At 60.7% G+C, this 20,883-nt stretch carries 14 protein-coding genes; 12 read left to right on the top strand and 2 right to left on the bottom strand.

Translation table 11 applies throughout. The features are described 5' to 3' along the window. Positions 1-7 precede the first annotated feature (7 nt). On the bottom strand, positions 8-724 hold the full coding sequence (locus ACMGGW_RS18250; protein ID WP_025304068.1) for a TerC family protein: 717 nt from the start codon (positions 722-724) through the stop codon (positions 8-10). 100 nt (positions 725-824) lie between these two features. Continuing rightward, the gene (mutH, locus tag ACMGGW_RS18245; protein WP_025304067.1) at positions 825-1,511 is read right to left on the bottom strand and encodes a DNA mismatch repair endonuclease MutH; all 687 of its coding nucleotides are present in this window, start codon (positions 1,509-1,511) and stop codon (positions 825-827) included. A 696-nt stretch (positions 1,512-2,207) separates the two neighbouring features. On the opposite strand from mutH, the gene rppH reads away from it, so the two are divergent. The 12 genes from rppH to recD all read left to right on the top strand — a co-directional run bounded on the left by rppH (position 2,208) and on the right by recD (position 20,849). Further along, a complete protein-coding gene (rppH, locus tag ACMGGW_RS18240) occupies positions 2,208-2,735 on the top strand; it encodes an RNA pyrophosphohydrolase (RefSeq protein WP_004931849.1) in 528 nt (175 codons plus the stop codon). A 12-nt stretch (positions 2,736-2,747) separates the two neighbouring features. Further along, a complete protein-coding gene (gene ptsP, locus ACMGGW_RS18235; RefSeq protein WP_043139841.1) occupies positions 2,748-4,994 on the top strand; it encodes a phosphoenolpyruvate--protein phosphotransferase in 2,247 nt (748 codons plus the stop codon). Positions 4,995-5,216: 222 nt separating this feature from the next. Then, entirely contained in the window at positions 5,217-6,089 is an 873-nt protein-coding gene (lgt, locus tag ACMGGW_RS18230; RefSeq protein WP_197832454.1) for a prolipoprotein diacylglyceryl transferase, read from the top strand. Between the two features lie 7 nt (positions 6,090-6,096). Beyond that, positions 6,097-6,891 carry a thymidylate synthase gene (gene thyA, locus ACMGGW_RS18225; protein WP_025304065.1) on the top strand — a complete coding sequence of 265 codons (795 nt, stop codon included), beginning with the start codon at positions 6,097-6,099 and terminating at the stop codon, positions 6,889-6,891. Between the two features lie 174 nt (positions 6,892-7,065). Beyond that, entirely contained in the window at positions 7,066-7,569 is a 504-nt protein-coding gene (locus ACMGGW_RS18220) for a prepilin peptidase-dependent protein (RefSeq protein WP_197832453.1), read from the top strand. After that, the gene (locus ACMGGW_RS18215; protein ID WP_043139850.1) at positions 7,563-8,141 is read left to right on the top strand and encodes a prepilin peptidase-dependent protein; all 579 of its coding nucleotides are present in this window, start codon (positions 7,563-7,565) and stop codon (positions 8,139-8,141) included. Before ACMGGW_RS18220 ends, ACMGGW_RS18215 begins: the two co-directional genes overlap by 7 nt. Then, entirely contained in the window at positions 8,138-8,584 is a 447-nt protein-coding gene (locus ACMGGW_RS18210; RefSeq protein WP_043139853.1) for a YgdB family protein, read from the top strand. The genes ACMGGW_RS18215 and ACMGGW_RS18210 overlap by 4 nt, the downstream gene beginning before the upstream one ends. Continuing rightward, entirely contained in the window at positions 8,577-8,930 is a 354-nt protein-coding gene (locus ACMGGW_RS18205; RefSeq protein WP_197832452.1) for a prepilin-type N-terminal cleavage/methylation domain-containing protein, read from the top strand. The genes ACMGGW_RS18210 and ACMGGW_RS18205 overlap by 8 nt, the downstream gene beginning before the upstream one ends. Before the next feature lie 32 nt (positions 8,931-8,962). Then, complete coding sequence (gene recC / locus ACMGGW_RS18200) at positions 8,963-12,334, top strand: exodeoxyribonuclease V subunit gamma (RefSeq protein ID WP_197832451.1); 3,372 nt, start codon at positions 8,963-8,965, stop codon at positions 12,332-12,334. A gap of 231 nt (positions 12,335-12,565) precedes the next feature. Next, positions 12,566-15,454, top strand: a complete 2,889-nt coding sequence (ptrA, locus tag ACMGGW_RS18195; protein WP_049206156.1) for a pitrilysin — start codon at positions 12,566-12,568, stop codon at positions 15,452-15,454. After that, positions 15,451-19,002, top strand: a complete 3,552-nt coding sequence (recB, locus tag ACMGGW_RS18190) for an exodeoxyribonuclease V subunit beta (RefSeq protein WP_127146786.1) — start codon at positions 15,451-15,453, stop codon at positions 19,000-19,002. The genes ptrA and recB overlap by 4 nt, the downstream gene beginning before the upstream one ends. Then, entirely contained in the window at positions 18,999-20,849 is a 1,851-nt protein-coding gene (gene recD, locus ACMGGW_RS18185) for an exodeoxyribonuclease V subunit alpha (protein ID WP_043139870.1), read from the top strand. Before recB ends, recD begins: the two co-directional genes overlap by 4 nt. Positions 20,850-20,883 lie beyond the last annotated feature (34 nt).

Genomic DNA, 20,883 nt, shown 5'->3' with positions numbered 1-20,883 from the left:
CGTAGGGTTATTCCGGCGAACGGTTTTTCTTGCTGCGCATCAGATTGAGCGCCTCTACCGACATGGAGAAGAACATGGCGAAGTAGATGTAGCCTTTCGGCACGTGCACCTGGAAGCTTTCCAGCATCAGCGTGAAGCCCACCAGGATCAGGAACGCCAGCGCCAGCATTTTTACCGACGGATGGCGATTGACGAATTCGCCGATCGGCCGGGCGGCGAACATCATCACGCCGACGGCGATCACCACCGCCGCCATCATGATGAACAGATGGTCGGAGAGGCCCACGGCGGTAATCACCGAGTCCAGACTGAAGATGATATCCAACAGCATGATTTGCACGATCGCGCCGAAGAAGCTGTGCACCTTGGTGTGGTGCTCTTCTTCCGACCCCTCGATGGTTTCGTGGATCTCTTTGCTGGCTTTCCAGATCAGGAACAATCCCCCCAGCAGCAGGATCAAATCGCGGGCGGAAATAGAGTGATCCAGCACGGTGAACAGCGGGTGCGTCAAGCGGATCACCCAGGCTATGGAGGCCAACAGCGCCAGACGCATAATCATGGCGGCGGCCAGCCCGAGCCGGCGAGCTTTGTTCTGTTGCGCTTTGGGCAGCTTGGCCACCACCAGCGACAGAAAAATGATGTTATCAATACCCAGTACGATCTCAAGAATGGTTAGCGTACCTAACGCTAACCAGGCATTGGGATCCATAATCCATTCGAACATTGCCCGACACACCTTAATACTAAATAAATGCAAAGTGTGAATTATACGCGTTTATCGCGGCGCTGACAGGGTTAGCTAAACCAGAGTTAAACGAAATCGCCTAGATTGAGAAATGTCTTGCCAGCAGCGCGCCGGTAAAACCCTTTTTCAGATAGAAACCGCGCGGCAGCGTCATGATAGGTTGCCCCTGTTCGCCGATGGCTTCGGTGAGCGCCTTGTTGTTGGCCGCTTTGGGGCGCAGTTGCAGCACTTCGCCGTGGCGCGCGGTGATGCGTTCTACGTGACCGAGCACGATCAGATCCATCAGTTCTTCCCAATCGCGGCGCAACCTCTCTTCTTCTGCCGCGCTCGGGCTCCACAGCAGCGGCGAACCGACGCGGCGCTGGGCTAGCGGGATCTGCCGTTCGCCTTCTACCGGTATCCATAACACGCGCGCCAGCTTGTGGCGAACGTGGCTGCTGGCCCAGGTGACGCCGCTGTTGCCGGTGAGCGGGGCGACGCAGACAAACGTGGTTTCCAGCGGTTTGCCGGCGGCGTCGACAGGAATGGTTTTCAGCTCAATGCCCAGCTCGGGAAAATCCTGTTCCGGTTTGCTGCCGGCCATGGCGCCGAGATACAGCTCCAGCAGCATGCCCACCCAACCCTTATCGCGTTTCAGATCCTTGGGGATCGGCAATTGCGCACGGGCGGCCAGTTCACCAAAGCTGAAGCCGGCCAGCGCCTGAGCGCGCTCGAACAGCTGCCGTTCATTTTCCGGCGGGGGCGGCAAAGGGGATAAAAATGCCATAAATCAAGCCTGTCGAATTTGGTTGAAAAATGTACTGCAATTATACGCGGCGAGCGATAACCGCTGTCGCCTGGGGAAAAGAATAATAGTAGCATGATTTTACATGACTTTTTTTCTTTCCTTACGTGGTCGACAATACACTCACGGGGCTTGTTCACCTGAAGCCACCGACAATAAACAGGATCTTACACCTATTTATCCACAGATTTATGGGATAACCCAAATTTTTGCCGATCACTGGTTCAATTTACAGCCTTGACTCAGGCGGTTTTTTACGAATTTGTCCGTTTTGTGCGTAACTTGCCCGCATAATCTGTGGATAAAAACGGCGTTGGTGGATCTTTCGCCAGGGTAAGATCCTTACCGTGCATAGATCACATTTTTGACCTGTTCATCATTGCGTGCTGTTAGATAATTATATGTTTTTAAGGTAAATATGTGTTTTTCGGTATGAGGGGATATTTGAGGGTGTGAGAGTTTTACCGGCTTATCCCTCGAGTTCTGCACACACCTATCCACAGAAAAAGTGAATAAAACCGGCTTAAAAGGCTGGGGTATGTTTATAACTTTGCCTATATCTGTGAGTTATCCCAATGTTATCCGGCCCGCAGCACCGTAAAGCAGTGGTTTACCGCCTGTAGCTTGTGTGAAACAATCAGGACATCTATGCGAATTTAAGCTTATCGAGGTAGTCCGGTGATCGATGATGATGGCTACCGCCCGAATGTTGGTATCGTAATCTGTAATCGTCAGGGGCAGGTCTTATGGGCCCGCCGTTACGGTCAGCACTCCTGGCAGTTTCCCCAAGGTGGGATTAACCCTGGCGAAACTGCGGAGCAGGCGATGTACCGTGAGCTGTTCGAAGAAGTGGGGCTGAGTAAAAAGGATGTGCGCATCCTGGCTTCGACCCGCAACTGGTTGCGCTATAAATTGCCGAAACGTTTGGTGCGTTGGGACACAAAGCCGGTTTGTATCGGCCAAAAGCAAAAATGGTTTTTGTTGCAGCTACTGTGCAATGACGCTGATATCAATATGCAGCGCAGCAGCACGCCGGAGTTCGACGGTTGGCGCTGGGTGAGCTTCTGGTATCCGGTGCGCCAGGTGGTGTCGTTCAAACGCGACGTTTACCGCCGGGTGATGAAAGAATTCGCCGTGACCGTGATGCCGATGCAAGAGCAGGCGGCGCCGCGGCAGGCCCCCGCTTATCGCCGAAAGAGAGGTTAAGTTAAGCCGACTATGCTCACGCGCTTGCGAGAAATTGTAGAGAAGGTGGCCGCGGCGGCCAGTCTGACGGATGCGCTGGATCTGCTGGTCAATGAAACCTGTCTGGCGATGGACACCGAAGTGTGTTCCATCTACCTGGCGGACAACGATCGCCGCTGCTACTACCTGATGGCCACGCGCGGTCTGAAAAAGCCGCGCGGGCGCACTATCGCATTGGCGTTTGACGAGGGCGTCGTCGGGTTGGTCGGCCGCCGGGCCGAGCCTATCAACCTGGCCGATGCTCAAAGCCATCCCAGTTTCAAATATGTCCCTCAGGTGAAAGAGGATCGTTTCCGATCCTTCCTCGGGGTGCCAATCATTCACCGGCGCCAGCTGTTGGGCGTGCTGGTGGTGCAGCAGCGTGAGCTGCGCCAGTTCGACGAAAGCGAAGAGTCTTTCATGGTCACCCTGGCCACGCAGATGGCCGGGATCCTGTCACAGTCGCAGCTTAACGCCATTTTCGGCCAGTATCGCCAAACGCGCGTGCGCGCGCTGGCGGCCTCGCCCGGCGTGGCGGTGGCGGAAGGGTGGCAGGACAGCAGCCAGCCTTCGCTCGATCAGGTTTACCGCGCGTCGACGCTGGACACCGCCAGCGAGCGCGAGCGCCTGACGTTGGCGCTGGAAGAGGCCGGCGCGGAATTTCGTCGCTTCAGCAAGCGTTTTGCCGCCAGCTCGCAAAAAGAGAGCGCGGCGATCTTCGATCTTTATTCTCACCTGCTAAACGATGCCCGCCTCAAGCGCGAATTGTTCGCCGAAATTGATAACGGCTCGGTGGCGGAATGGGCGGTGAAGCAGGTGATAGAAGCCTTTGCCGAACAGTTCGCCAAACTGCAGGACACCTATATGCGCGAGCGCGGCAGCGACCTGCGCGCGCTGGGCCAGCGCCTGCTGTTCCACCTCGACGACACCACTCAGGGCGCCACCCAGTGGCCGGCGCGTTTTGTGCTGGTGGCGGATGAACTGACCGCGACATTGCTGGCCGAAGTGCCGCAGGATCGCCTGGTCGGCGTGGTGGTGCGCGACGGCGCCGCCAACTCGCATGCGGCGATTTTGGTACGGGCGATGGGCGTGCCGACGGTGATGGGCGCCGACATCCAGCCTTCTCTGCTCAGCCAGCGGCTGCTGATCGTTGATGGGTATCGCGGCGAACTGCTGGTCGATCCTGAGCCGGTGCTGGTGCAGGAATACCAACGGCTGATCAGCGAAGAACAGGAACTGAGCAAGCTGGCGGAAGACGACGTCGAACAGCCGGCGCAGTTGAAAAGCGGCGAACGCGTTCAGGTGATGTTGAACGCCGGCCTCAGCCCGGAACATGAACAGCTGTTGGGCGGCCGGGTGGACGGCGTGGGATTGTACCGCACTGAAATTCCGTTCATGTTGCAAAGCGGTTTCCCTTCCGAAGAAGAACAGGTCGCGCAGTATCAAGGTATGTTGCAGCTTTACCCCAACAAACCGGTCACGTTGCGCACGCTAGACATCGGCGCCGACAAGCAACTGCCCTACATGCCGATCAGCGAAGAAAATCCCTGCCTGGGCTGGCGCGGCATTCGCATCACTCTGGACCAGCCGGAGATCTTTTTGATACAGGTGCGCGCCATGCTGCGCGCCAATGCCGGCACCGGCAACCTGGGCATTTTGCTGCCGATGGTCACCAGCCTGGAAGAGGTCGATGAGGCCAAGCGCCTGATTGACCGCGCCGGGCGCGAGGTGGAAGAGGTGCTTGGCTACGCGATCCCGAAACCGAAAATCGGCGTGATGTTGGAAGTGCCGTCGATGATTTTCCTGATCCCGCATTTGGCCGGGCGCGTCGACTTCATCTCGGTAGGCACCAACGATTTGACCCAGTACCTGCTGGCGGTGGATCGCAACAACACGCGGGTAGCCTCGCTGTACGACAGTCTGCATCCCGCGATGCTGCAGGTGCTGAAGCTGATCGCCGAACAGGGGAAAGCGGCCGGGCTGCAGCTTAGCCTGTGCGGTGAACTGGCCGGCGATCCGATGGGCGCGCTGTTGCTGGTGGGCATGGGCTATCGCAATCTGAGCATGAACGGCCGCAGCGTGGCGCGCATCAAATACCTGCTGCGACATATCGACCTTGCCGACGCGGAAGTGTTGGCGCTCCGGGTGTTGAACACCCAAATGACCACGGAAGTGCGCCATTTGGTGGCGGCGTTTATGGAGCGACGCGGCATGGGCGGATTGATTCGCGGCGGCAGATAATCGCCGCGCGATGTGATTTTTTTACAGAACTTTTCCCGCGCTGCCGGCCCGGACCGCGCTAAGCCTATGTTATGATGCGCAACCTCAGCGCGACGCATGTTCGTCGTCTTGCAAACCGCAGCGGCCAATGCTGCCGTTTGCAAGGCGCGAGGTAATGTCCGTCGCCGTTTGGCACCTGCCGCCCCCGCATGGGGAAAAATAACAGACATGTTGTGGTGATAGATGAGCAATAGCTATCTGGCGTTTCCTAAATTTGATCCGGTCATTTTCTCCATTGGCCCGGTTTCTTTGCATTGGTACGGCCTGATGTATCTGGTCGGCTTCGTTTTTGCCATGTGGCTGGCGGTGCGCCGCGCCAACAAGCCGGGCAGCGGCTGGACCAAAGACGAAGTGGAAAACCTGCTCTACGCCGGTTTCCTGGGCGTATTCGTCGGCGGCCGCGTGGGCTATGTGCTGTTCTACAACCTGCCGTTGTTCCTGGATAACCCGCTCTATCTGTTCAAGGTCTGGGATGGCGGCATGTCGTTCCACGGCGGTTTGATGGGGGTGATTCTGGTGATGTTCTGGTTCGCTCGTCGCACCAAACGCACCTTCTTCCAGGTTTCCGATTTTATCGCGCCATTGATCCCGTTCGGTTTGGGCGCCGGCCGCCTCGGCAACTTCATCAACGGTGAACTGTGGGGCCGCGTGACTACCGACACCCCTTGGGCGATGCTTTTCCCAAGCTCGCGCAGCGAAGACGTGGCGCTCGCCGCTGCCGATCCTTCTCTGCTGCCGCTGCTGAACCAGTACGGCATGCTGCCGCGTCACCCGTCCCAGCTGTATGAACTGCTGCTGGAAGGCGTGGTGCTGTTTATCATTCTGAACCTGTTCATCCGCAAGCCGCGGCCGATGGGTGCCGTATCGGGCCTGTTCCTGATCGGTTATGGCGCATTCCGCATTATCGTCGAAGCGTTCCGCCAGCCGGATGCCCAGCTTGGCCTGTTCGACGGCGTGATCAGCATGGGGCAGATCCTGTCCATCCCGATGGTGGTGGCCGGTATTATTATGATGATTTGGGCGTACCGTCGTCGCCCGCAGCAACAACTGTCGTGAGGGACAAATGAAACAGTATCTGGATTTGATGAACAAGGTGCTCGCCGAGGGCACTCCTAAAGCCGACCGTACCGGCACTGGCACGTTGTCGATTTTCGGCCACCAGATGCGTTTCAATTTGCAGGATGGCTTTCCGTTGGTGACCACGAAAAAATGTCACCTGCGTTCGATCATTCATGAGCTGTTGTGGTTCCTGAACGGCGATACCAACACCGCCTACCTGCGTGACAACAAGGTCACCATTTGGGACGAGTGGGCCGATGAAAACGGCGATCTCGGCCCGGTGTACGGCAAGCAGTGGCGCGCCTGGGGGGCGGCGGATGGTCGTCAGATCGATCAGCTGAGCAACGTGCTCCAACAGCTGAAGCAGGATCCGGATTCGCGCCGCATCATCGTTTCCGCCTGGAACGTCGGTGAGCTGGACCAGATGGCGCTGGCGCCGTGCCACGCGTTCTTCCAGTTCTACGTGGCGGACGGCAAGCTCTCTTGCCAGCTGTACCAGCGTTCCTGCGACGTGTTCCTGGGCCTGCCGTTCAACATCGCCAGCTATGCGCTGTTGGTGCACATGATGGCGCAGCAGTGCGATCTGGAAGTGGGTGATTTCGTCTGGACCGGTGGTGATACCCACCTGTACAGCAACCACATGGAACAGACGCGGCTGCAGCTGACGCGTGAACCACGTCCGTTGCCGAAACTGGTGATCAAACGCAAGCCGGCTTCGCTGTTCGATTACCGTTTCGAAGACTTCGAGATCGAAGGTTACGATCCGCATCCGGCCATCAAGGCGCCGGTCGCGATCTGACCTTAACCGCATCACACCAGGGGCGCAGCGATTGCGCCCCTTTTTTTATCCGCATTGCGCGCCGCGCCGCATTTTATTGTCGCCATTTGTCACTATAGGGAAAACATTGCGCAGCTTGCCGCAAGGCTTGCGCATGCGGCTTTACCACTTTGTTACGGCCCTTACACTGGCCGCATGAACGAAAATACGCTATCGAACATCGATGACCGCCAGCGTGGTATGACGCTGATTGAGCTGTTGGCGGCGCTCCTGATCGCCGGCATGCTCACCGGCTGGGGCGTCGGGCAATGGCGCTATCATCAGCAAGCGCTGCGGCTGGAACACACGGCCCAACAGCTGCTGGCGTTTTTGCTGCGACTGCAGGCGGACGCCAACTGGCGTAACCGCACGACGCTGCTGTGGTTCAAGAGCGGCACGCCTTGGTGTCTGGGCGGTGGCGTGCCGCCGCCGGATTGTGGTTCAGCCGAAGGCCCCGTTTTTTCACCGTTTTATCACGACGTTGCGCTGAGCGGTTATACCGACAAAGAAATCGGGTTTTACGGTTTGCGCAATACTGCGCAGGCGGGGCATATCCAGCTCAGCAATGAGGCAGGCGGCCTGCGGCTAGTGCTGTCTGCCCGAGGGCGGCTGCGTTTATGCAGCGAAGGGCTCCGGATAAGGGGGATCGCGCCATGCTGACTGTCGAACGCGGTTTTACTCTGCCGGAGGTCATGTTGGCGCTGGTGTTCGGCAGCGTGATCGCGCTTGGCGCGGCAAAAACTTACCCGCTGTTACGCCAGCAGAACGTGGCCGTTGGTCAGCACTTTCGGCTGGAGTCAACGCTGCGACAGCTGGCGTTCGGCATTGAGAAAGATCTGCGCCGCGCCGGTTTTTGCGCCGGGCAGTGCGCAGGCCGTCCGTTGCTGATCGGCCAGGCATCGGGAGAAGCGGCGGGCAGCTGCGTTATCGTCGCTTACGACATCACCCGCAGCGGGCAATGGCCCACCTCGGGCGAGGATGCAGGCTATTTCGGTTATCGGCTGCGCAATGGCGGCTTGGAAGGGCAGCGCGGCGTAAGCCAATGCGATGGCGGCGGCTGGGAGCGGCTGCTCGATCATGACGAAGTGCGCATTGAGCGGTTTCATGTGGCGATAGAGCGGGGCGATCACGGCGCAGCGTTGGCTCGTCTGACGCTGACGGGGCGCTCCACCAGCGATACGCGTATCAGGCGCAGTCTGAGCGGGAGCGTCGAAATGGCGGCGCTGCCATGAAGCGGCGCACCCAGCGAGGCGGTAGCACCCTGGCGGCGGTGATGTTGCTGCTGGCGCTGGGGCTGATGTTGCTCAATGCTCAGCATCGGCAATTGGATAACGCGCTGTTACTGGCCGCCGATCAGCAGCGTTACCTTCAGGCTTACAATCAGGCCGCTTCGGCGCTGAGTTGGGGGATGAGCCAGCGCTGGCCGCGCGCCGAGCTGAGTGCAGCGGCCTGGCTATGCAGGCAGCGCGTGGAATTGACGGCCTGCGCCCGGCTGTCTACCAGAGCGGGGGTGGTGACGGTACGCGGCCTTGGTGAGATGCACGGGGGGGAGCCGCTTTGGCTGTATCAATGGGGCGTGTTTGACGATGCAGAGGCTGCTGGCAAGGTGCAAGCGCAGCCAGGGGGGCGGCTGGATTTTTGCCCCGAGAAAAGGCTGGCTGACTGCGATGGCTAACGCTCGCGCAGGGCGGCTATCCCGCAACGGCTTCAGCCTACCGGAGGTATTGGTGGCAGCCTTGCTGTTCTCGGTGTCGCTGCTTGGCTTGTTACAGTATCATCAGGTGCTGTTGCAGTCGTTTCAGCGCCAGTGGCACTACCGGCAAGCCTGGGCGCTGGCGCACCAGCAGTTGGAAGCGTTCGCCGTCACCGGGCGGCTCGATGCCGAACCATCGCCGGAAGGCTGGCGACGTGAGGCGGCGCTTGACGATGCGGAGAGTGATTGCCGTCGATTGACGGTCAGGGTTCAAACGCCGCAGCGGCAGTGGGCAACGCTGAGCCGTTGGTATTGCACCCGTTTTTGAGCCGGTATGTTTTTTGTTTTAAAGGAGCGTTCATGTTCACGGTTTATCATTCCAATCAGCTGGATTTATTGAAGACGCTGACCAGCGCGCTGATAGCCAGAGATCCGTTGGCCGATCCTTTTCAACAGGAAGTGGTACTGGTGCAGAGCCCCGGGATGGCGCAATGGCTGCAGATGCAGCTGGCGGAACAGTTCGGCATCGCCGCCAATGTCGCGTTTCCGCTGCCGGCGACCTTTATTTGGGACATGTTCACCCGGGTGCTGCCGGATATCCCGAAAGAGAGCGCCTTCAGCAAGGACGCCATGACCTGGAAGCTGATGTGGTTGTTGCCGGAGATGCTGACCCAGCCGGCGTTTGCGCCACTGCAGCACTATCTGACCGATGACGGCGACAAGCGCAAGATCCACCAGTTGGCCGGCCGGGTCGCCGACCTGTTCGACCAATACTTGGTTTATCGCCCGCAGTGGCTGGAGAGCTGGCAGCGCGTTGAGCGCATCGACGGTCTGGCGGAGGCTCAGCAATGGCAGGCGCCGCTCTGGGCGCGGCTGGTAGAGTACACGCGTGAACTGGGGCAGCCGGAATGGCACCGCGCTAATCTGTACAGCCGCTTTATCCACGCGCTGGAGCAGGCAAAAACGTGCCCGCCCGGTTTGCCGCCGCGGGTGTTTATCTGCGGCATCTCGGCGTTGCCGCCGGTCTATTTGGAGGCGCTGCAGGCGCTGGGACGGCATATCGATATCCACCTGATGTTCACCAACCCCTGTCGTTATTACTGGGGCGACATTCAGGATTACGCTTTCCTGGCCCGCTTGCAGAGTCGCAAACGCCGTCACTACCACCAGGCTCGTGAGCAGGGGCTGTTCCGCGAGCCGGCCGACGCGGCGCGCCTGTTTGACGCCGAAGGCCAGCAGCAGCTCAGCAACCCGCTGCTGGCCTCCTGGGGCAAGCTGGGGCGCGATCACCTCTATCTGCTGTCGCAGATGGAAGGGGCGCAAGAGGTCGACGCCTTTGTCGATATTCCGGCCGATACCATGCTGCACGCCGTTCAGCGCGACATGCTGGAGTTGGAAGATCATGCGGTGATCGGTATTACCGCGGAAACGCTGGAAAGCAGCGTCAGCAAACGCCCGCTTGATGAGAATGACCGCTCCCTCAGCCTGCACGCCTGCCACAGCCCACAGCGGGAAGTGGAGGTGCTGCACGATCAACTGCTGACCATGCTGGCGCAGGATCCGTCGTTGACACCGCGCGACATCATCGTGATGGTAGCGGATATCGACAGCTACACGCCTTATATTCAGGCGGTGTTCGGCAACGCCCCCGCCGAGCGCTACCTGCCGTTCGCCATTTCTGACCGTAAAGCGCGGCAGGCGCATCCGGCGCTGCAGGCGTTCATTTCACTGCTCGATTTGCCGCAAAGCCGCTTTACCTCGGAACAGGTGCTGGCGCTGCTGGAGGTGCCTGCCCTGGCTACCCGTTTCGCCATCGGCGAAGAGGGGCTGCGCCTGCTGCGTCACTGGGTTGGTGAATCCGGCGTTCGCTGGGGCCTGGACGACGATAACGTGCGCGAACTGGATCTGCCCGCCACTGGCCAGCATACCTGGCGCTTCGGCATTACGCGCATGCTGCTCGGCTACGCGATGGACAGCAATGCCGGCGATTGGCAGGGCATTTTACCTTACGACGAATCGAGCGGGTTGGCCGCCGAGTTGGCGGGGCAGTTGGCAGACCTGCTGGCGCAGCTCAGCCACTGGCGGCAAGTCTTGAGCGAAGCGCGCCCGCTCGAGGCGTGGCTGCCGTTGTGCCGGCAACTGCTGGATGCCTTCTTCGCCGCGGATAGTGACACTGAAGTCGTGCTGGCGCTGATCGAACAGCAGTGGCAGCAGGCCATCAATTTTGGCCTGGCGGCGCGCTATCCCGACGAGGTGCCGTTGACCATTCTGCGTGACGATCTGGCGGCGCGCCTCGATCAGGAACGCATCAGTCAGCGCTTCCTCGCCGGGCAAATCAACTTCTGTACGCTGATGCCGATGCGTTCCATTCCGTTCAAGGTGGTGTGCCTGCTGGGCATGAACGACGGCGTGTATCCGCGCACGCTGCCGCCGCTGGGGTTCGATCTGATGGCGCAGCAGGTCAAACGTGGCGACCGTAGCCGTCGCGATGACGACCGCTATCTGTTCCTGGAAGCGATTTTGTCCGCTCAGCAGCGGCTGTATATCAGCTTCATCGGCCGTTCCATTCAGGACAACAGCCCGCGCTATCCTTCGGTGCTGGTCACCGAGCTGCTGGAGTACCTGGAGCAAAGCTATTGTCTGCCGGGAGACGAAGAACTTAGTGCAGACGACAGCGCCCGCCGAGTGGGCGAGCACTTGCTGAAGTGGCATGCGCGCATGCCGTTCGCCGCCGAGAATTTCTTGCCGGGCTCGGAGGCGCAAAGCTATGCCGCCGAGTGGCTGCCCGCCGCCGATGGTCGCGGTGCGGCGCATCCGGCGTTCAACCAGCCGCTGCCCGCCGAAGCGCTGCAGCAAATAGCGTTGGATGAGCTGCTGCGGTTTTATCGCCATCCGATTCGTGCCTTCTTCCAGCTGCGCTTGGGCGTCAGTTTTATCCTGGAAGAGACCGAGTTGCCGGACGAAGAACCCTTCACGCTGGATAACCTCAGCCGTTACCAGTTCAACAGTCAACTGCTGAATACGCTTATCGACGGCGACGATCCCGAGCGGCTATTCCAGCGGGTGCGCGCCGCCGGTGGGTTGCCCTATGGCGCCTTCGGCGAAATTTATTGGCAAAAGCAGCAGGAAGAAATGAGCGAACTGGCCGAGCAGGTGCGTGCGGAACGGGCGCAGAGCCATAGCCTGGAGCTGGATATCGATATCGCCGGCGTGCGCCTCAGTGGCTGGCTGCACCAGGTGCAGGATGACGGCCTGTTGCGCTGGCGGCCCGCTACGCTGTCGGCGGTGGACGGCATATTGTTGTGGCTGGAGCACCTGGTGTATTGCTGTGCCGGCGGCACCGGCGAGAGCCGCATGTATGGCCGCAAGAACTCCGCCTGGCGCTTTGCCGCGCTGGCGCCAGAAGAGGCGCAGGCACAGTTGGCGGAGCTGCTGGCGGGCTATCAACGCGGTCTGTGTGAGCCGCTGCTGTTGCTGAACAAGAGCGGCTGGGCGTGGCTGAGCCAGTGCTATCTGCCGGAAACGCAGCAAATCGACTGGGAGGAAGACGCGCAAATTAAGGCCCGCGCCAAATTGCTGCAGGCCTGGCAGGGCGACCAGCGCATTCCCGGAGAAGGGGAAGATCCCTACGTGCAGCGAGTATTCCGCCAATTGGATAATGAATACTTGGCGCAAATTCTGGCCGAAACAGAGCGTTATCTGCTGCCGGTGGCGCGGCATAACCTGGGGTAACAATCCCCCGGTGGTGCTGTGCAGCGGGAGGTGGTAAAAATAACGAAGGTTATATTCAACCATTGGGGTAATTCCCGGTCTGACATAACGTACAGGCATATACCCGCCGTGTTCGGACCGCCACATTGGCGAAGAACCCGGCGAGTACCGATTTGGTTATGTGGTTTTGATGCACGTCGCCAACGTCAGGGAGTGGGCGTAGCGACGTCAGAATAGGGGTTTATTTTGGATATGCGCAGACAGTTGGCCCGTATCGCCGGGCTGGTATTATTGGCTATGTGTTGGGCACCGTTGAGTTGGGCCGCGCAAGGATGGCAACCGCTGGCGGAGAAGATCAACAAGAGCGAACACGATCCGCGTCAGTACGAGGCGATCAAGTTGGCTAACGGCATGACGGTGTTGCTGGTGTCCGATGCCCAGGCGCCGAAATCGCTGGCGGCGCTGGCATTGCCGGTCGGGTCGCTCGAAGATCCGAACAGCCAACTTGGCTTGGCGCACTATCTGGAACATATGGTGCTGATGGGCTCCAAACGCTATCCAGAGCCGGAAAACCTGTCCGAATTCCTGAAAAAGCACGGCGGCAGCCATAACGCCAGCACGGCCTCTTATCGCACCGCCTTCTATCTGGAAGTGGAGAATGACGCGCTGGAGCCGGCGGTCGATCGCATGGCCGACGCCATTGCCGAGCCGCTGCTGGATCCGGGCAATGCCGATCGTGAGCGCAACGCGGTGAACGCCGAATTGACGATGGCGCGTTCGCGCGACGGCATGCGCATGGCGCAGGTCGGCGCGGAAACCCTTAACCCGGCGCACCCGAGCGCGCGCTTCTCCGGCGGCAATCTCGATACGCTGAAAGACAAGCCGGACAGCAAGTTGCATGATGAACTGACCGGCTTCTATAAACGCTACTACTCCGCCAACCTGATGATGGGCGTTTTGTACGGTAATCAGCCGCTGCCGCAGTTGGCGGATATTGCGGCGAAAACCTTTGGCCGCGTGCCGAATCACGACGCCAGCGTGCCGCCGATCACCGTGCCGGCCGTGACGCCGGAACAGCAGGGAATCATCATTCACTATGTGCCGGCGCAGCCGCGCAAGCAGCTGAAGGTCGAGTTCCGCATCGATAACAACAGCGCCGCGTTTCGCAGCAAAACCGATACCTACATCAGCTACCTGATCGGCAACCGCAGCAAAAACACCCTGTCTGACTGGTTGCAGAAGCAGGGGCTGGCGGATGCCATCAATGCCGGCGCGGATCCGATGGTCGATCGCAACGGCGGCGTCTTCGCCATCAGCGTTTCACTGACCGACAAAGGTCTGGCCAAACGCGACGAGGTCGTCGCCGCCATTTTCAACTACCTGAAAATGCTGCGCAGCGAAGGCATCAAGCAGAGTTATTTCGACGAAATCTCGCACGTTCTGAATCTGGACTTCCGTTATCCGTCGATCACGCGCGACATGGACTACATCGAATGGCTGGTGGACACGATGCTGCGTGTGCCGGTTGAGCATGCGCTGGACGCACCCTACCTGGCCGATCGTTATGATCCCAAGGCGATCGCTGAACGTCTGGATGCCATGACGCCGCAAAATGCGCGCATCTGGTTCGTCAGCCCCGATGAGCCGCACAACAAGACGGCCTATTTCGTCAACGCGCCTTACCAGGTCGACAAAATCACGCCACAGCGCTTTACGCAGTGGCAGCAGCTGGGCAGCGGCATTTCTCTGTCGTTGCCAGCGCTCAACCCGTACATTCCGGATGATTTCACCCTGACCAAACCGTCGCACGAGTTCAAAAAGCCAGAAATGGTGGTGGATAAACCCGGCCTGCGCGTGCTGTATATGCCGAGCCGTTATTTCGCCGACGAGCCGAAGGCCGACGTCACCGTCGCTTTCCGCAACGCCAAGACCATGGACTCCGCGCGCAACCAGGTGCTGTTCTCGCTGACGGATTATCTGGCCGGCCTCGCGCTGGATCAACTGAGCTATCAGGCGTCGGTCGGCGGGTTGAGTTTCTCGACGTCGCCGAACAACGGCCTGATGTTTAACGCCAACGGCTTTACCCAGCGTTTGCCGCAGTTGTTGACGGCGCTGATCGAGGGCTATTCCAGCTTCACGCCGACGGAAGATCAGCTGGCGCAGGCCAAATCCTGGTACCTGGAGCAGTTGGACGCCGCCGAGAAGGGCAAAGCGTTTGAGCTGGCCATTCAGCCGGTGCAGATGGTTTCCCGCGTGCCGTATTCCGAACGCAGTGAGCGCCGCGAAGTGCTGAAGACGCTGACGCTGAAAGACGTGCTGGCCTATCGCGACAGCCTGCTGGCCGAGGCCACGCCGGAGCTGTTGGTGGTGGGCAACATGAGCAAGCAGCAGGTCGACACGTTGGCGTCGACGTTGAAACATCGTCTGGGCTGTACCGGCATCGAATGGTGGCACGGCGAAGACGTGGTGGTGGACAAGAATCAGCTAGCCAACCTGCAACAGGTGGGCAGCAGCACCGACTCGGCGCTGGCGGCGGTCTATGTGCCGACCGGCTACGACGAAGTGACCGGCATGGCCTACAGCTCGCTGCTGGGGCAGATCATTCAGCCGTGGTTCTACAGCCAGCTGCGCACTCAGGAGCAATTGGGGTATGCGGTCTTCGCCTTCCCGATGTCGGTGGGCCGCCAGTGGGGCGTGGGCTTCCTGCTGCAGAGCAACAGCAAACAGCCGGCCTACCTGTACCAGCGCTATCAGGATTTCTACCCGAAAACCGAGAAGCGCTTGCGCGACATGAGCGAGGCCGATTTTGAGCAGTACAAACAGGCGCTCATTAATGAGCTGAAGCAGCGGCCGCAAACCCTCAGCGAAGAAGCCAGCCGGTTCGCCAACGATTTCGATCGCGGCAATTTCGCCTTCGATACCCGTCAGAAGCTGATTGCGCAGGTGCAACAGCTGACGCCGGCCAAGCTGGCGGATTATTTCCACCAGGCGGTGATCCAACCGCAGGGGCTGGCGGTGCTGTCGCAGGTGAGCGGCAGCGGGCAAGACAAGGCGGATTACGCGGCGCCTAAGGATTGGGTTACCTATCCGAACGCGTCTGCATTGCAGCAGATCCTGCCGCGCAAAGTGGCGACGCCATGACGGAAGTTGCCCCGCAAAGGCTGGAGCCGCTGACGTTACCGTTGTTCGGCGAACGCCTGATCGAGGCGTCGGCGGGCACCGGCAAAACCTTTACCATCGGCGCGCTGTACCTGCGTTTGCTGCTGGGGTTGGGCGGTGAAGCAGCGTTTCCCCGGCCGCTGACGGTCGAAGAAATCCTGGTGGTGACCTTTACCGAGGCCGCCACCGAGGAGCTGCGCGGGCGTATCCGCGACAATATTCACGGGCTGCGTATCGCCTGCGTGCGGGGCGTCAGCGCCAACCCGCTTTTTTCGGCGCTGATGGCTGAAATTGACGATTTGACCGACGCCGCCTCGCAGCTGCTGGCGGCGGAGCGGCAGATGGACGAAGCGGCGATCTACACCATTCACGGCTTTTGCCAACGAATGTTGACGCACAACGCCTTTGAGTCCGGCATGCTGTTTGAACAAACGCTGGTGCAGGACGAGCTGCCGCTGCGGCGGCAGGCCTGTGCCGATTTCTGGCGTCGCCACTGCTATCCGTTGCCACTGGGCGTGGCGCGAGCGGTCAGCCAGGAGTGGAGCGGCCCGGAAGCGTTGCTGGCCGACCTTTCCGGTTATCTGCACGGTGAAGCGCCGGCGCTGCGTCGGCCGCCGAAGGACGAAGAAACCGTCCTGATGCGCCACGAGCAGATCGTCGCGCGCATCGACGCCATCAAGGCGCAATGGCGGGCGGCGGCGGGCGATCTGGAGGCGTTAATCGCCCAGTCCGGCGTCGATAAGCGCAGCTACAGCAGCAAACACCTGCCGAACTGGCTGAACAAGGTCGGCGAATGGAGCGGGCAGGAGACCCAGGACTACCAGTTGCCGAAGGAACTGGATAAATTTCGCCAGTCGGTGCTGCTGGAGAAGACCAAGAAAGGTGAGCCGCCGCGGCATGCGCTGTTCACGGCAATAGATGCGCTGTTCGATGAACCCTTGACGCTGCGCGACCTGATCATGGCGCGCGCGCTCAGCGAGATCCGCACTTCCATTCAGCAAGAAAAGCGCCAGCGCGCCGAGCTGGGGTTTGACGACCTGCTCAGCCGGCTGGACGGCGCCTTGCAAAGCGGTGGCGGCGAACAGCTGGCACAGGCGATCCGCCAGCGTTACCCGGTGGCGATGATCGATGAATTCCAGGATACCGATCCGCAGCAATACCGCATTTTCCAAAAACTTTACGTCGGCCGGCCCGATTGCGGCCTGCTGCTGATCGGCGATCCCAAGCAGGCGATTTACGCCTTTCGCGGTGCCGACATCTTTACCTACATGCGGGCGCGCTCAGAGGTGAGCGCCCACTATACGCTGGAGACCAACTGGCGCTCGTCGCCGTCGATGGTCGCCAGCGTTAATCACCTGTTTTCTCAGGTAGAAAAGCCTTTCCTGTTCGGCCAAATCCCCTTTATCGAGGTCAGCGCGGCGGAAAAGAACCAAGGGCTGGCGTTTGAATTGCACGGCAAGCCGCAACCGGCGATGCAGTTCTGGCTGCAGCAGGGGGAAGGCGCCGGTGTAAGTGATTACCAACAGCTGATGGCGCGCCTGTGCGCCACGCAAATTCGCGACTGGCTCAGCGCCGGGCAGCAGGGCCAGGCGTGGCTGCAGGGCGGCAAGATGCCAAGGCCGGTACAAGCCTCCGATATCACGGTGCTGGTGCGCAGCCGCAATGAGGCGGCGTTGGTGCGCGATGCGCTGAGTGCGCTTTCTATTCCTTCGGTGTATCTGTCCAACCGCGATAGCGTGTTCGACACCCCGGAGGCCAAAGACCTGCTGTGGTTGTTGCAGGCGGTGTTGGCGCCGGAACAAGAGCGCACGCTGCGCAGCGCCATGGCCACCGGGCTGATGGGGCTGGACGCGCCGACGTTGGACGGCCTGAGCCGCGATGAGCGCGCCTGGGACTCGCTGGTTAATGAATTCGACAGTTACCGTACGCTCTGGCTGCGCCGCGGCGTGTTGCCGATGCTGAGTGAGGTGATGAAAGCGCGCCAGCTGGCGGAGAACCTGCTGGCCAGCGCCGGCGGCGAGCGTCGCTTGACCGACGTGCTGCATCTGGGGGAGCTGTTGCAAGAGGCTGCGGCGCAGCTCGACAGCGAGCATGCGCTGGTGCGCTGGCTGGCGCAGCAGATCGCCCAGCCTAATCGTCAGTCCGATAATCAGCAGTTGCGGCTGGAGAGCGACCGGCATCTGGTGCAGGTGATCACGATTCACAAGTCTAAGGGGTTGGAGTTCGATCTGGTGTGGCTGCCGTTCGTCGGCAACTTCCGCCAGCAGCAACAGGCGCTGTATCACGATCGCCACAGTTTCCAGGCGTTGCTGGATCTCGACGCCAATGAAGAGAGCCAGGCCTGGGCGGAGGAGGAGCGATTAGCGGAAGACCTGCGTCTGCTGTATGTGGCGCTGACCCGCTCGGTGTACCACTGCAGCATCGGCATCGCACCGTTGTTCCAGGGCACGCGCAAGAAACAGGGCGATACCGATCTGCACCGCAGCGCATTGGGTTATCTGGTGCAGGGCGGGCAAGCCGGTGACGCCGTGTATCTGCAGGAGCGGCTGCAGCAATTAGCGGGCGGCGGTATCGCGCTGTCGCTGGTTGAACCGCCGGATGAAGAACCCTGGCACCCCCAGGCTTCGCTAACCGAGGCGTTGGAGGCGAAAAGCTTTACCCGGCGGATCCAGGATTTTTGGCGGGTGACCAGCTATACCGGTTTGCAACAGCACGGCGCGAGCCTGATGCAGGATCTGCTGCCGCGTCTGGATGTCGACGCGGCCGGCGAGCGCGGGGAAGAAAGTGAGCCAGCGCTTACACCGCATACCTTCCCGCGCGGCGCAACGCCCGGCACCTTCCTGCACAGCCTGTTTGAAACGCTGGACTTCACCCAGCCGCTCGACGAACAGTGGCTGCTGGAACAGCTGCAGCAGCAAGGGTTCGCCGAACACTGGCAACCGATTCTGCTGGCGTGGATGCAGGTGCTGCTCAATACGCCGCTCGATGACAGCGGCGTGACGCTGGCGGCGCTGACGCCGCAGCATAAGCAGGCAGAGCTGCAGTTCTATTTACCGATTAATCGGCTGTTGCAGGCGAAGGAGCTCGATTCCCTGGTGAAGCGTTACGATCCGCTTTCCGCCCGCTGTCCGGCGCTGGATTTTCACCAGGTGCAGGGCATGCTGAAAGGCTTTATCGACCTGGTGTTCTGCTGGCAGGGCAAATACTACCTGCTGGACTACAAGTCCAACTGGCTAGGAGAGGACAGCAGCGCCTATACCCGGCCGGCGATGGAGCAGGCGATGGCGGAGCATCGTTACGATCTGCAATACCAGCTGTACACGCTGGCGTTGCATCGTTATCTGCGCCATCGGTTGCCGGATTATGATTACCGACGCCATTTTGGCGGGGTGATTTATCTGTTCCTGCGCGGCGTGGATGCGGCGAACCCGGGCAATGGCATTTTCACCTGTCTCCCCGAGTTTGAGTTGGTGGAGGGGATGGATCGCTTGTTCAGCGGCGAGGCTGCGGCGGCGGAGGAAGGATCATGATCGCACTGCTGGAGCAGGCGGTGGCGCTTGGCGCGCTGCGCCCGCTGGACGTGCAGTTCGCCCGCGTGGTGGCGAACGAAGACGAGCCTGATATTTTGCTGGCCGCCGCCTGCCTGAGCGCAGAGGCGGGGGCCGGTCATGTCTGCCTGATGCTGGAGCAACTGCAGGCGGACACGCTGTTTGAAGGGCGCCAACCAGCGCTGGCGTTGGCGGTGTGGGAGGCGGTCGGACGACCGGATAGCGCGCGTTGGCAGCAGCGTTTGGCGGCCAGTGCGGCGGTCGGGGATGGCAGCGGCGCAACGCCGCTGGTACTGCGCGGGCCGCGTTTATACCTGCAGCGCATGTGGCAAAACGAAGGTGAAGTGGCGGCGTTTATCGGCGGCGAAGGTGAATCGCTGGCGGTGCCGGAGGAGGCATTGCGCGCCATTCTCGACCGCTTGTTCGGCACGGCGAGCGACGAACCCGACTGGCAGAAGATCGCCGCCGCGGTGGCGGCTACGCGGCGTATCGCGGTGATTTCCGGCGGGCCGGGCACCGGTAAAACCACCACCGTCGCCAAGCTGCTGGCGGCGCTGGTGCAACTGGATGAAAGCGCGCGCTTGCGAATTCAGCTGGCGGCGCCGACCGGCAAGGCGGCGGCGCGCCTGACGGAGTCGCTTGGCAGCGCCAGCCGTCAGTTGGCGTTGACCCCGGCGCAGCAGGCGTTGTTCCCGACGGAGGCGGCGACGTTGCACCGTCTGTTGGGGGCGCAACCGAACAGTCAGCGCATGCGCTATCACCGCGGCAACCGGCTACATTTGGATGTGCTGGTGGTGGATGAGGCCTCGATGGTCGATCTGCCGATGATGGCGCGCCTGATTGCCGCGTTGCCCGATCGGGCTCGGGTTATTTTCCTTGGCGACCGCGATCAGCTGGCTTCGGTAGAGGCCGGCGCGGTGCTGGGGGATATTTGCCGTTTTGCCGAGCAGGGATACAGCGATGCGCGTGCCGCAGAGCTGAGCCGCCTGACCGGCTGTTCGATCGAAGGGCGGCAGGCCGACGCGGAAGCGGCGGTGCGCGATAGCCTGTGTCTGCTGCGCAAGAGCTACCGTTTCGATGCCCGTTCCGGCATCGGCCAGCTGGCGTTGGCGGTCAACGCCGGCGCGGGGGATCGCGCACTGGCGGCACTAAACGGCAGTTTCGGCGATGTCGCGGGCTATGCGCTGGCGACGAGCGAAGAGTATCAGGCGCTGTTGGATGCCTGCGTGGCGGGCTACCGCGACTATCTGCGGCTGACGGCCGAAGGGGCGGACGCGGCGACGGTGCTGGCGGCTTTTGGCCGTTTCCAGGTGCTGTGTGCGCTGCGTGAAGGGCCGTTCGGCGTCGCCGGCCTGAACGAGCGCATTGAGCTCGGGCTGCAGCGTGCGGGCCTGATCGACCGCAAACCGGGCGTGCTCGGCCGCTGGTACCGGGGGCGGCCGGTGATGATCGGCCGCAACGACAGCGCACTGGGGCTGTTCAATGGGGATATCGGCATTACATTGCCGGATGAGCACGGCGATCTGCGCGTGCATTTCCAACTGCCCGACGGCAGCATCAAGTCGGTACAGCCAAGCCGTTTGCCGGCGCATGAAACCGCTTATGCCATGACGGTGCACAAATCACAGGGATCGGAGTTTGACCATACGGTTCTGGTGTTGCCGAACCATTTCCTGCCGGTGCTGACGCGTGAGCTGGTCTATACCGCGATCACTCGTGCGCGTAAGCAGCTCTCACTGTACGCTACGGAGACGGTACTGCTGCGGGCTATTCGCACGCCGACCCAGCGCCGCAGCGGATTGGCTGAACGGTTGCAGGCAACGGAATAAGCGATGAACGGGCGCGGCAACGGCCGCGCCCACT

The organism is Serratia sp. BNK-4, from assembly GCF_048685115.1.
Classification (GTDB): domain Bacteria; phylum Pseudomonadota; class Gammaproteobacteria; order Enterobacterales; family Enterobacteriaceae; genus Serratia; species Serratia bockelmannii.
This window is presented reverse-complemented; position numbering and strand designations above follow the sequence as displayed.

Excerpts from the sequence above, each read along its gene's own strand:
- ACMGGW_RS18250 (WP_025304068.1), bottom strand. The coding sequence starts at position 724 with ATGTTCGAATGGATTATGGATCCCAATGCCTGGTTAGCGTTAGGTACG.
- mutH (WP_025304067.1), bottom strand. The coding sequence starts at position 1,511 with ATGGCATTTTTATCCCCTTTGCCGCCCCCGCCGGAAAATGAACGGCAG.
- ptsP (WP_043139841.1), top strand. The coding sequence starts at position 2,748 with ATGCTCACGCGCTTGCGAGAAATTGTAGAGAAGGTGGCCGCGGCGGCC.
- lgt (WP_197832454.1), top strand. The coding sequence starts at position 5,217 with ATGAGCAATAGCTATCTGGCGTTTCCTAAATTTGATCCGGTCATTTTC.
- thyA (WP_025304065.1), top strand. The coding sequence starts at position 6,097 with ATGAAACAGTATCTGGATTTGATGAACAAGGTGCTCGCCGAGGGCACT.
- ACMGGW_RS18220 (WP_197832453.1), top strand. The coding sequence starts at position 7,066 with ATGAACGAAAATACGCTATCGAACATCGATGACCGCCAGCGTGGTATG.
- ACMGGW_RS18215 (WP_043139850.1), top strand. The coding sequence starts at position 7,563 with ATGCTGACTGTCGAACGCGGTTTTACTCTGCCGGAGGTCATGTTGGCG.
- ACMGGW_RS18210 (WP_043139853.1), top strand. The coding sequence starts at position 8,138 with ATGAAGCGGCGCACCCAGCGAGGCGGTAGCACCCTGGCGGCGGTGATG.
- ACMGGW_RS18205 (WP_197832452.1), top strand. The coding sequence starts at position 8,577 with ATGGCTAACGCTCGCGCAGGGCGGCTATCCCGCAACGGCTTCAGCCTA.
- recC (WP_197832451.1), top strand. The coding sequence starts at position 8,963 with ATGTTCACGGTTTATCATTCCAATCAGCTGGATTTATTGAAGACGCTG.
- ptrA (WP_049206156.1), top strand. The coding sequence starts at position 12,566 with ATGCGCAGACAGTTGGCCCGTATCGCCGGGCTGGTATTATTGGCTATG.
- recB (WP_127146786.1), top strand. The coding sequence starts at position 15,451 with ATGACGGAAGTTGCCCCGCAAAGGCTGGAGCCGCTGACGTTACCGTTG.
- recD (WP_043139870.1), top strand. The coding sequence starts at position 18,999 with ATGATCGCACTGCTGGAGCAGGCGGTGGCGCTTGGCGCGCTGCGCCCG.